Here is an 11,817-nt window from a genome sequence, read left to right on the forward strand (position 1 = left end):
GATGACCACGGTACAACAGGCAGAAGAACTCGTACTGGCGCAAACGCAAGACTACGGTACCGAAACGGTACCCTTCGAGCAGGCACTTGGCCGCGTATTAGCCTCCGATTTAAAAGCCGACCGCGATTTGCCGCCATTCAACCGCGCCACCATGGATGGCATCGCCATTAATCATCAGGCTATAGAAGAGGGTATTAATACCTTCCATATAAAAGCAACCCAGGCCGCCGGCGATGAGCCTATCAGTATAGAAGACAAGGGCCTTTGCATCGAAATAATGACAGGCGCGGCCTTGCATCCCTCGGTAGATACGGTTATACCTTATGAAAGCCTCGAGATACGTAACAGACTGGCCGCTATTACAGTAGATACCGTAAAAAAAGGACAGAACGTCCACCTCAAGGGCCGCGATAAACAGGAGGGGGATATCGTAGCTGCAGCAGGCCAAAAAGTTACGCCGGCAATTATCAGCCTGGCTGCTTCGGTAGGCGCAGCGCATTTGCAGGTAAAGAAACTCCCGCGGGTAGTAATTATTTCTTCGGGCGATGAGTTGGTAGACGTTGCCGATACGCCAACAGCCTACCAGATACGCCGCTCCAATAACTATACAGTAAAGGCTGTATTGGCAAACCATGCCATACAAGCGGATATATTGCACATTCCCGATAATCCCGAAATAACCCGGCAACAATTGGCGCACAGCCTGGAAAATTACGACGTAATACTGCTGAGCGGCGGCGTAAGCATGGGCAAATTCGATTATGTCCCGAAAGCCCTGCACGAATTGCGGGTTGAAAAATTATTCCACAAGGTATCACAGCGGCCCGGCAAGCCTTTTTGGTTCGGCAGGCATCAAAGCGGCGTGCTTGTATTTGCTTTCCCGGGCAACCCGGTGGCCACGTTTATGTGTCTGCACCGGTATTTTTTGCTTTGGCTCAATACAACCCTCGGTTTACCCGCCATGCCGCCGGTTTATGCAATGCTGGCGCGGGAATTTAACTTTACACCGCAATTGCAATACTTTTTGCAGGTAAAGCTTAACTTTAACCAAAACGCACAGCTGATTGCCACGCCAGTTGAGGGCAATGGCTCGGGCGATTTTGCTAACTTAGCTGATACGGATGCATTTATAGAATTGCCCCTGGATAAAAATGAATTTAAAAAGGGAGAAATTTTTCGAGTTTGGAGATTTTAATTCTATCTGTGAAATCAATATAATCATTTTAATCGGTGTCAAAAAAACAATCGGTGGAATCAAAAATAACTCATTTAGATAAGCAGAATAACCCAACCATGGTTGATGTATCGGCAAAACAGGCTACGCACCGCACGGCTACGGCGCAAAGCATCGTGGTGCTGCCGCAGAAGGTATTGCTGCTTTTAGCCGATGGCGAATTGCAATCTAAAAAAGGCGCGGTGTTCCAAACTGCAATCATCGCCGGCATTATGGCCGCCAAAAAAACCGGCGACCTGATACCGCTCTGTCATCCGCTTGGGATGGATAACTGCATGATTAACATCGGTTTAAACGAGGCAGATGAAGTAGTTATAGAATGCACAGCCAGCATCACCGCAAAAACGGGCATCGAGATGGAGGCATTAGTGGGTGCATCTGTTGCGGCTTTAACCGTTTACGATATGTGCAAGGCGCTCAGCCACGATATCGTTATTAAGGAAACCAAACTCATCTCAAAAACGGGAGGTAAGCGTGATTTTAAAAGAACATAAAAAGCATACGGCCATTGCCCGCCCGGCAATGGGTAATTTTGCGCGAAACGAATGGGCCATGGTAGGTGGGCCCTGTACCGTTATAAAAGTACTGGCCGATACTATTATCGAAGGCCTCTCGCCGCAATATCAGTGTGCTTATGCCGATACCTCACATGAGGATATCCAGCTGCAAGGCCGGCTAACCGTTGGGGCGGCATTGGAATATACCGATCAGGTAAATTTCAGCCAGTTGTGCTACAAAACGTCCTTAACGCCATTTATGCAACGCGAATTGTTCGCGCATATGGATATGGTACTGGTAAATGGCAACCATCAGCAGGCAAAAGCGCAGGTGGTCATCATAGATGCCAATAAAAAAGCATCCCTGCAAAAAAGAGCAGCCGAGCTAACTAACATACAAATGATATTGCTGGCCGATAACGCCGACGAGATATTCGATTTTGTAAAGGAGGCAGCCCCTAACTGGAGCGAGTTGCCCACGTTCAGGATAAACAGTGATAGGGAGCAGATAATCTACTTTTTTCAGCATAAATTACAGCAAGCAAAGCCTGTTTTGAATGGCCTCGTATTGGCCGGCGGCAAAAGCGAACGCATGGGCGTTGACAAGGGTACGATGAACTGGCACGGCAAAGAACAACGCTATTATATGGCCGATATGCTGAAAGGCTTTTGCCATGATGTTTTTATTTCCTGCCGGAATGAGCAACAGCAAGGCGAGATAGCCGATGAGTATCCAACCTTAACGGACACCTTTACGGGCCTCGGGCCATATGGAGCCATACTCTCGGCATTTCGGCATAACCCGGACGCGGCCTGGCTGGTGATAGCCTGCGATATGCCGCTTATAGACGGAAATATCTTACAGCATTTAATAGATAACCGTAGCACTCAGCACCTGGCCACAACTTATTACAGCGATGCCACCGGCTTTCCTGAGCCATTGATAACCATTTGGGAACCAAAATCTTATCCGGCTTTACTTCAATTCCTCGCGCAAGGGTATTCTTGTCCGCGTAAGGTGCTTATTAATTCAGATATCCAATTATTGCGTGTGCCCGATGCTGCCGCTCTGAGCAATGTAAACACCCCCGAAGAAATGGACCGGGTGAAACGCATTATCCATAATCAGCTTGCCAAAACCGATGAATCCTGACCTGCAACGATACAGCTGCCAGATAGCCTTGCCCGGTTTCGGCGAAGCGGCTCAGCAGCGCCTGCAGCAAGCGAAGGTGCTCATCGTTGGCGCGGGAGGTTTGGGTTGTCCGGCTGCGCTGTATCTGGCCGCGGCCGGCATTGGTACCCTGGGCATTGCGGATTACGATACCATATCGCCAGGCAACCTTCACCGGCAGATACTATACGATGCAGAAGATGTAGGAAAGCAAAAAGCGCTCATTGCCTGCGAACGCCTCCTGAGGCAAAACCCCGAGATTTCCATAGTGCCGCATACCGATAAAATCACTTCAGAAAATATTGTGCAAGTGATTGATGATTATGATGTTATAGTAGATTGTACCGATAATTTCGACACACGCTACCTCATCAACGATGCTTGCGTGCTGGGCGGCAAACCGCTGGTTTACGGCGCAATTTACCAGTACGAAGGGCAGGTAGCCGTTTGGAATATGCCCAATTCTGATGGCAGCCGCGGCCCCAACTATCGCGATTTGTACCCCCAGGTTAACGCTGCGCAGATACCGAACTGCTCGGTGGGGGGCGTTATCCCAACATTGGCGGGTATTATTGGCAGTATGCAGGCCAACGAGGTAATCAAGCTCATCACACAAACCGGGGAAGTGCTTGCAGGGAAAGTGCTGATTTTTGATGCATTAAGCATGCAAAGTAGGATTATCAAAATAGGTAGCATTACTAAAACCAATATCACGGCGTTACAGCAAATAACAGAGCCTTCAATAATCACTGTTGCTGATTTGCAAAAGCAATTGGAACACAATGAGATACTACTTATAGATGTGCGAACGCTGCAAGAGCGCGACTTGCACGACATCGGCGGCGAACACATCCCTTTAGACGAACTCGAAGAAAACATCCACCTGCTACAGCCCGATAAAACAGTAGTATTTTATTGCGCCACAGGCAAACGCAGCGGCGAAGCCGTGAAATTAGTAAACAAATTAATGCCGGCTATCAACGCCTTATCCCTCGAAGGAGGCCTAAATAACTGGGCCGAAATAGGAGAGTAGCGGGTTCCACCAATTATTGAAACTCAAAACCATTCTCCACTCACTAACAACAACTCTCCAAGCCCCTAATTCCCCTTCTTGCCGAAAATAGAGAAGTGTACATACCTGCTCGGGTGTGCTTTCAGATCTATCATCAGGTTATCCAGGTTTTTGGAAGCATTATTCAGGTTATCGTAAAGTTTGGTATCGCTTGTCAACAAACCAAGGGAGCCTTGGGTGCTGTTTACTTTAGCTATCACAGCCTGTAAATCGGCCACGGCTTTATTGGCATTATCCAGCGTTTGTTTGATGTTGGAATCAGCAAGGTCGCTGCTGAATTTTTTGAAGTTGCTTGCTATACCATCAAAATGTGCTGTACTCGCTTTCAAATTGCCAGATGTAGCTTCGGCGTTGGCCATTATGGCATCTATGTGGCCACTTTGCGCGCCAACCAGCGCATCAATTTTCCTGGTGGTCAATTCCAACGTTTCCAAAGAATTGGCAATGCTGGCAAAGCTGCGGTCTACATTTTTTTGGAAATTTGGGTTCAGGATATGGTTGATGGCCCCCATAGCCGAATCTACTTTAGTGATCAGTATTTCGGCTTTGCGTTGTATTGGCTGCAGGCTCTCGGCCAGGCTACCCTGTATATCGGCACGCAAGGTATCGCCGCTTTGGGCCAATACAGTGCTTTTACCCAGTTCAAAAACGATAGCCTTGCCGCCAAGCAAGTCGGTGCTTTCCAGCCTTGCAAGGGTATTATCTGGTATATCATACTCGCTGTTTATTTTGAATTCAACGGTGGTGCGCCCATCCTTATCAGAAAATTGCATCTTAGATACGCGCCCTATCTGAAAACCGTTCACCAACACGGGTTTAGATACGGTTAACCCTTCCACGCTGCGGTAAACGGCATAAAATTTATTCGAGCCAGAGAAAACGTCGTTTCCTTTTAAAAAACTATAACAAAGTATTAATACAGTAATAGATACCGCCGTAAGGGCGCCAATTTTTGTTTCGTTAGATATTTTCAAGGTAGGTGGTGTTTTAGTTTGTTATAGTTAGTTCCAGTTGGTTCTTATAATTTTTGATGGCCCGAACTATCGAATCTACAATTTCGTTTTGTCCTTCTTCAGAATTAAGGTACTGCTCTTCTTCAATATTATTAATGTACCCCGTCTCTATCATTACCGACGGCATGGCACTATGGCAAAGCAAATAAAGCCCTTGCTCGCGCAAGCCTTCGGTGCGCCTTCCGTCATTCTGAACAAATTCATCGTTTATAAAGTTTGCTATACTTACGCTTTGCTTACGGAATTTCCGCTTATACTCGTTGGTAAGTATAATAACGGTGGGGTCGTCGGGGTCAAGGGCTTCACCGTTAAGTTCGCTATCTTCCACCTGGTTGTTTTGTATAGTTTTCTCTTCCTCGCGCGAGCGGTGCAAACCGTAAATCAGCAATAGCACACCTTTACCGGATCTGTCTGCCACGCGCACGCTCCGATACACCGGTTTTTTCTTTCTGGTGCCTACGCGTTCGTGTATAACGCGGTCGGCCAGGGAGTTGCAATGTAAAGAGATAAACAATTGTCCTTTATTTTCATTAGCAATCTGCGCTCGCCTTTCCCACGATACGTCATCGGCCGTGCTGCGGGTTAAAACCGCTTTTACGTCGGCTAATTCTTTTTCTATAGCCTTTTGCAATTTAAGCGCAATAGCAAGCGTTACATTTCTTTCCGAAGAAAAAGTACCGTCGGCACCGCGCGAATAATGCCCCGCAGGTGCGCCATCCGCCTTAACGCCGTGGCCTGCATCTATGATGATAGTTTTTAACTTAAAACTGTTTACGATGGTGTCTTTTTTTATGGAAGCTACCGACTTTAATGGAAACAACGATAAGCATAATAATAACACCCCTAAGCCGGGAATCAACTTTTTGAACCTGTTCAATATTTTATTTTTCATTATGTTTGAACGCTGTTAACTGTACCTGCAAAAATACTATTCATAATCTATTTTGAAATTAGTTGCCCCTTTTTTTCTGTTTGCACTTATAGTAATGGTAAGCTTTGTAGCTAAGGCAAGCAACGCTTATAGCAAAACGCTTGCTAAAGATACCATTATTAAACTTGATTCTGTACGCGACCGTAAGCTGTTGAAGCTAAAAAAACCTGTTGCCAACGCTAAAAATAACACTCTCGTGGCACAACGCGATACCACGGTGAAAGGGTCGGGCCTTAAATCCATCATCAGGGCAACTGCCGAAGATTCTTCCTATACCGATAGGAAAAACAAACTCTCTTACCTGTGGGGGAGGGCAAAAGTGGTTTACGAAGATTTTGAATTGGATGCCGATTACATCCGTATCGACGAAAAAAACCACCTGATATTTGCCCGTGGTCGTATCGACCCAAAAAGGCGTTATGGCGAGGGGAGACCCATCTCCAAATCTAAAGACGAGAAGCCCGTAGAATCAGACTCGCTGCTGTTTAATTACGACACCAAAAAAGGCAAGATATGGAACCCCGCCACCGAGCAGGACGGCAATTTCATCTCGGGCGGGCAAGCAAAAGTGCTGCCGCACGATGAGGTAGCTTACCGCAACGTAATCTTCAGCACCTGTTCGCTGCCCTTTCCGGATACGCATTTTGGTATCGTGATCACCAAGGGCATCGGGCAAAAATCGAGGATCATATCGGGCCCTGCATATCTGGAAGTTGAGGGCGTACCTTTGCCTTTTGCCATACCATTCGGCTTTTTCCCAAAACCCAATACCCGTTCCTCGGGTGTGATACTGCCCACCTTCGGCGAAGATCAGAAACTGGGTTTTTACCTGCGCAACCTGGGCTACTATATGGGTATCAATGATAATATCGATGTTACCTTTATGGGTTCGCTGTATTCTAAAGGCTCGTATGAGCTTAGCGCCAATTCGCGCTACCTTAAAAGATACAAATATGGCGGCAACATAACATTAAGTTACGGCTCGCACAATTACGGGCTGGTAGGCGATCCGCCGCGTAAGGATTTCAACATCACATGGTCGCACTCGCAAGACCCTAACGCGCATCCGGGCACTACCTTCAGTGCTTCAGTAAACGCCGGTACATCAAGCTTTTACCAAAACAGCCCCGGGCAAAACAACTATAACCTGCAATCGCTTACCCAAAACAACCTGCGATCCAGCATCAACTACGGCCGCACCTGGGCCGGCACGCCTTTCAACTTAAACGTAAGTTTGGGCCACTCGCAAGATCTTACCAAAAAAACGGTAACCTTAGAGCTGCCTACCTTCAGCTTTAACATGTCTACCATCAGCCCGTTCGACCCGGCCGATCGCGTGGGCGAGCAAAAATGGTATCAGAAGATAAACGTTGGTTACAGTCTGGTAGGTACAAATAAGCTAAACAGCATCCCCGAGTCTGAGTTGTTTACCAAAAACACTTTAACAAAAAAGCTGCAGAACGGTATGATGCACACGGTGCCTGTTTCGTTGAACCTCAACATTAGTAAATACTTTCAGTTCAATACCGGTGGTACCTATACCGAACGCTGGAATTTCCAAACCGTGCGCAAAAGGTTCGACAGGGGGAGCATCAGCGGGCAATTGCTGCCTATTACCGATACCGTTGCCGGCTTTGCAAGATCCGGCGAATACAATTTAAACGCGGGCGTATCTACCAAGGTTTACAGCACAATTTACTTTAAAAAAGGTAAGCTGAAAGCCATACGCACTACCACGACGCCGCAGCTAAGTTTTAGTTACCGGCCAGATTTTGGCGACCCAAGCTTTGGCTATTACCGCACGGCAGTAAGTGCCGCCAGCGTGCCTTATCCTTATACTTCGCAACAGTATTCTATTTTCGAGCAATCCGCTTACTCCGGGCCATCCTCAGGGAAACAGGCGGGGATAGGCTTTTCGCTGGATAATACCATCGAGGCTAAGGTTAAAGCCAAAAGCACCGATACCAGCGGCATAGACCCAAAAATACCTATACTGCAGGGCCTTTCTCTTTCTACGTTTTACAATTTCGCAGCCGATTCGATGAAACTGTCTAACATCAGCGTATCCGGCCACACCTCTATATTTAATCAAAAGGTAAACATCAACTTCAGCGGCAACTTCGACCCATACCTAACGCTCGTACGAGATTCCATCTCAAATGGGGAGGTACGCAACTACGCCCGTCGTGTAAACCGCTTAAGCTTCAGCGAGGGCAAGTTCCCCTTGTTGCAAAATTTCAGCCTTTCTATGAGCGCCAGCCTCAACCCGGCTGTTTTCAGGCCGAAGCCGCAGCAAAACACAAATGGTACATTGGCCGGCATGTCGCCAGACCAATCGCAGCGCCTTGCCTTAATCAACAGCGACCCAGGTGCTTATATCGATTTCAACGTACCCTGGAATCTATCTATCAATTACAGTTTCAGCTACCAAAACAACATCATCAACAGCAGCTCCAGCAATACAGTAATGCTTAGCGGCGACGTAAGCATCACTCAAAAATGGAAGATACAATACAATACCAACTACGATTTAAAAGCCAGGCAGCTGAGCAGCGCAACCTCATTCGCCATTTACCGCGATTTGCATTGCTGGGATCTGTCAATACAATGGTTGCCTTTCGGCTATTATAAATCGTACAACGTAACGCTAAAGGTAAAAGCCTCTATTTTGCAGGATCTGAAGCTGAGCAAGCGTAACGATTACACCAATAACCAATCATTCAATTAAGATGCTGGCAGAAATAATAACCATTGGCGACGAGATATTGATAGGGCAAATTGTTGACACCAACTCGGCCTGGATGGCCGAAAAGCTGAACGAGGGTGGCATCAGGGTGAAGCAGATATCATCAGTATCCGACGATAGGAAGCATATCCTGGCCGCGCTTGCCGAAGCCACCACCCGCGCCGATATTATCCTGATAACAGGCGGGCTTGGGCCAACCAAAGACGATATCACCAAGAAAACCCTCGCCGAATATTTCAATGTGGGTATGGTATTGAACCAGGCCGCGCTGGATAACGTAAGCAACATCTTCAAAAAATATAACCGCCCCTTGCTGGAGGTAAATCGCCAACAGGCAGAAGTGCCGGCCAATTGCGAGGTAATACAGAATAAAAATGGTACTGCGCCGGGCATGTGGTTCAATAGTAATGGCAAAGTATATGTTTCCATGCCGGGTGTGCCCTTCGAGATGAAGTACATGGTAGAAGAGGAGGTAATACCCAAACTGAAAACCGCCTTTAAATTGCCGGTAATTATCCATAAAACCATCCTCACCGCAGGCGAGGGCGAATCCTTCCTGGCGGAGAAGATTGCTGATATAGAGGATTCGTTGCCGGCCCACATCAAACTGGCCTATTTGCCAAAACTAGGGCAGGTGCGCTTGCGCCTAAGTGCCGATGGCGATGATGCCGCACTATTGCAAACCGAAGTGGATAGTTATGCCGCTAAAATTATCGAACGCGTGAAACATGCCGTGGTTGCCGAAGAAGATATCGCTATGGAAAAAGCTGTGCTTAATTTTATGGCACAACGAGGGCTTAGCTTATCAGTAGCAGAAAGCTGCACCGGCGGCTATATATCGCACCTGATAACGCAGCACGCCGGCTCATCGCAGGTATTTTTAGGCGGAGTGGTTTCGTACTCGAACCAGCTAAAAGAAAGCGTGCTTGGGGTAGAGGCCGAAACGCTGCAGCAATTTGGTGCCGTAAGTGGCGAAATCGTGAAGGAAATGGTGGAAGGCGCATTGCGCAACTTTAAATCGGACTATGCTGTGGCGGTAACAGGAATTGCCGGGCCCGATGGCGGCAGCGCCGAAAAGCCTGTGGGCACCGTATGGATTGCGGCCGCAAATGCAAATAAAACGGTAACAAAGAAATTCACATTTGGTAATAAACGCCTCCAAAACATCGAACGGAGTGCCGTATGGGCGTTTTTTATGTTGATTACTTTACTTAGGGAATTAGAAAAATGACCGTCAAAATCCATAATTTTGACCAAACCAAACGATATTCTGTATGGCCAAATACCAACTGTTACTGCCGAAGATGGGGGAGAGCGTTGCGGAAGCAACGGTAATCAAATGGACCAAAAGTCCGGGAGATTACATCGAGATTGACGAAGCGGTAATGGAAATAGCCACCGACAAAGTAGATTCTGAAGTTCCCTCGCCGGTTTCCGGCAAATTAATAGAACAACTTTATAAAGAAAACGACGTAGTACAAGTAGGTTCTGTAATAGCAGTTATAGAAACCGAGCCTGACGCGATAGAAGCACCAGCCACCCCGCCTGCACCCGTTGTAGAAAATATACCGCCGCCTGTAGCTTATACTGCACCGGCTCCACCCGTTGAGGAAACTCCTGTGCCTGTGCCACCCGCGCCGTCACCGGTTACACCACCTGTGCAGGATATCCCGGGCATAAGCCAGTTGCCGCAGCAGCCATCGGTATTGAGCAGCGTAAAATTCGACAACCGTTTTTATTCGCCACTGGTAAAGAGCATTGCCATGCAGGAAGCCATTGGCAACGATGAGCTGGATCATATACCCGGTACCGGCGTAGATGGCCGTTTAACCAAAGACGACCTGCTGGATTACATCAAAAACAGGCCGAAGTACGAAGCCCCGGTGCATGCCGTACACCCCGAGCCTGTAATATCCGAGGAACCTGTTGTAACCTACACCGCAGCTATACCTGCGCCATATACGCCGCCACCTGCGCCGGTTGAAGAACCTGTACAGACACCTGACGAAGAACCCGAAACTGCGCCGCCAGCGGAAACATCTGCTCCCGAACCACAACCCCAACCGGTTGCGGAAGCACCAAAAGCTGCACCTGCCCAGGAAGCGCCTAAAACTGCACCAAAACCGGCTGCATCAATATCGGGCGGTGACGAGATTATAGAAATGGATCGTATGCGCAGGCTTATTGCCGACCATATGGTTTACAGCAAGCACACCTCGCCGCATGTAACTTCATTTGTGGAGGCCGATGTTACCGAACTGGTAAATTGGCGCGAACAGGTGAAGGGCCCGTTCGAGAAACGCGAGGGGCAGAAACTGACGTTTACGCCGATATTTATTGAGGCGGTTATTAAAGCCATTATCGCGCTGCCAATGATCAATGTATCAGTAGTGGGTACGCAAATCATCAAAAAGAAGAATATCAACATCAGCATGGCTACCGCTTTGCCGAATGGTAACCTCATCGTTCCGGTTATCAAACGCGCCGACGAATTGAGCCTGCTGGGCATTGCCAAATCTGTAAACGACCTTGCGCATCGTGCCCGCATAGGCAAGTTACTGCCCGATGATGTGAAGGATGGAACGTTTACCATCACCAACGTAGGTTCGTTCGGCAACGTTATGGGTACGCCTATCATCAACCAGCCGCAGGTAGCCATATTAGCGGTTGGCGCAATAAAAAAGAAACCGGCCGTGGTAGAAACTCCGCAGGGCGATGCCATTGCCATAAGGCACATGATGTTCCTCTCGTTATCTTACGACCATAGAGTGGTAGATGGCGCACTGGGCGGAACATTCGTACGTAAGGTGGCCGACTACCTTGAAAATTGGGATATAAGCCGTACCATATAGTTAATTAAATGTGAATTCTACAAAAAACAAAAGGCCCGTAAGGGCCTTCTGTTTTTTTTGGTGCGCCCGGCATGGGCGCAAGCTCTAGGGTGAGAGTCCCGAACGCGCCTTGATAGTGGGAAGCGTTAACCCAAGGCAAGGGTGTCGTGGGYGACTGCGAATCTGAAGGAAGCTGGCGGTAAATCTCTGGCCTGACGAACAGGAAGCAGATCAGGCAGTTCCATGTGGGTGAGTTTGCACAACAAAACAAAGCCCAAAACTATCCGAAACATGGCGCTGTACATCTGACAGGTATATGGAG

Annotated in this window: 9 protein-coding genes; 7 read left to right on the forward strand and 2 right to left on the reverse strand. The window is 47.9% G+C overall.

The features are described from left to right. The first annotated feature begins 1 nt into the window (after position 1). The 4 genes from AC1DYT_RS16370 to AC1DYT_RS16385 are packed head-to-tail and all read left to right on the forward strand — an operon-like array spanning position 2 to position 3,935. The gene (locus tag AC1DYT_RS16370) at positions 2-1,195 is read left to right on the forward strand and encodes a molybdopterin molybdotransferase MoeA (protein ID WP_477470647.1); all 1,194 of its coding nucleotides are present in this window, start codon (positions 2-4) and stop codon (positions 1,193-1,195) included. Positions 1,196-1,248: 53 nt separating this feature from the next. Then, positions 1,249-1,728 (forward strand): cyclic pyranopterin monophosphate synthase MoaC, encoded by a 480-nt coding sequence (moaC, locus tag AC1DYT_RS16375; protein ID WP_477470648.1) that lies wholly within the window; start codon positions 1,249-1,251, stop codon positions 1,726-1,728. Then, entirely contained in the window at positions 1,709-2,884 is a 1,176-nt protein-coding gene (locus AC1DYT_RS16380) for an NTP transferase domain-containing protein (RefSeq protein ID WP_477470649.1), read from the forward strand. The genes moaC and AC1DYT_RS16380 overlap by 20 nt, the downstream gene beginning before the upstream one ends. Continuing rightward, a complete protein-coding gene (locus tag AC1DYT_RS16385; protein WP_477470650.1) occupies positions 2,874-3,935 on the forward strand; it encodes a ThiF family adenylyltransferase in 1,062 nt (353 codons plus the stop codon). Before AC1DYT_RS16380 ends, AC1DYT_RS16385 begins: the two co-directional genes overlap by 11 nt. Positions 3,936-4,000: 65 nt before the next feature. Here AC1DYT_RS16385 and AC1DYT_RS16390 read toward each other — a convergent pair whose 3' ends face one another. Continuing rightward, positions 4,001-4,948 carry an MlaD family protein gene (locus AC1DYT_RS16390; protein ID WP_477458855.1) on the reverse strand — a complete coding sequence of 316 codons (948 nt, stop codon included), beginning with the start codon at positions 4,946-4,948 and terminating at the stop codon, positions 4,001-4,003. 13 nt (positions 4,949-4,961) lie between these two features. Then, a complete protein-coding gene (locus AC1DYT_RS16395; RefSeq protein ID WP_477470651.1) occupies positions 4,962-5,879 on the reverse strand; it encodes an N-acetylmuramoyl-L-alanine amidase family protein in 918 nt (305 codons plus the stop codon). A 94-nt stretch (positions 5,880-5,973) separates the two neighbouring features. On the opposite strand from AC1DYT_RS16395, the gene AC1DYT_RS16400 reads away from it, so the two are divergent. Genes AC1DYT_RS16400 through AC1DYT_RS16410 form a run of 3 tightly spaced genes read left to right on the forward strand, consistent with a single transcriptional unit; the run spans position 5,974 to position 11,516 of the window. Then, entirely contained in the window at positions 5,974-8,646 is a 2,673-nt protein-coding gene (locus AC1DYT_RS16400; protein WP_477470652.1) for a putative LPS assembly protein LptD, read from the forward strand. 1 nt (position 8,647) lies between these two features. Further along, positions 8,648-9,895, forward strand: a complete 1,248-nt coding sequence (locus tag AC1DYT_RS16405; RefSeq protein ID WP_477470653.1) for a competence/damage-inducible protein A — start codon at positions 8,648-8,650, stop codon at positions 9,893-9,895. A gap of 43 nt (positions 9,896-9,938) precedes the next feature. Continuing rightward, complete coding sequence (locus AC1DYT_RS16410; protein WP_477470654.1) at positions 9,939-11,516, forward strand: dihydrolipoamide acetyltransferase family protein; 1,578 nt, start codon at positions 9,939-9,941, stop codon at positions 11,514-11,516. Positions 11,517-11,817: the final 301 nt, after the last annotated feature.

The sequence above is a fragment of the Mucilaginibacter sp. P1_D10 genome, assembly GCF_056406215.1.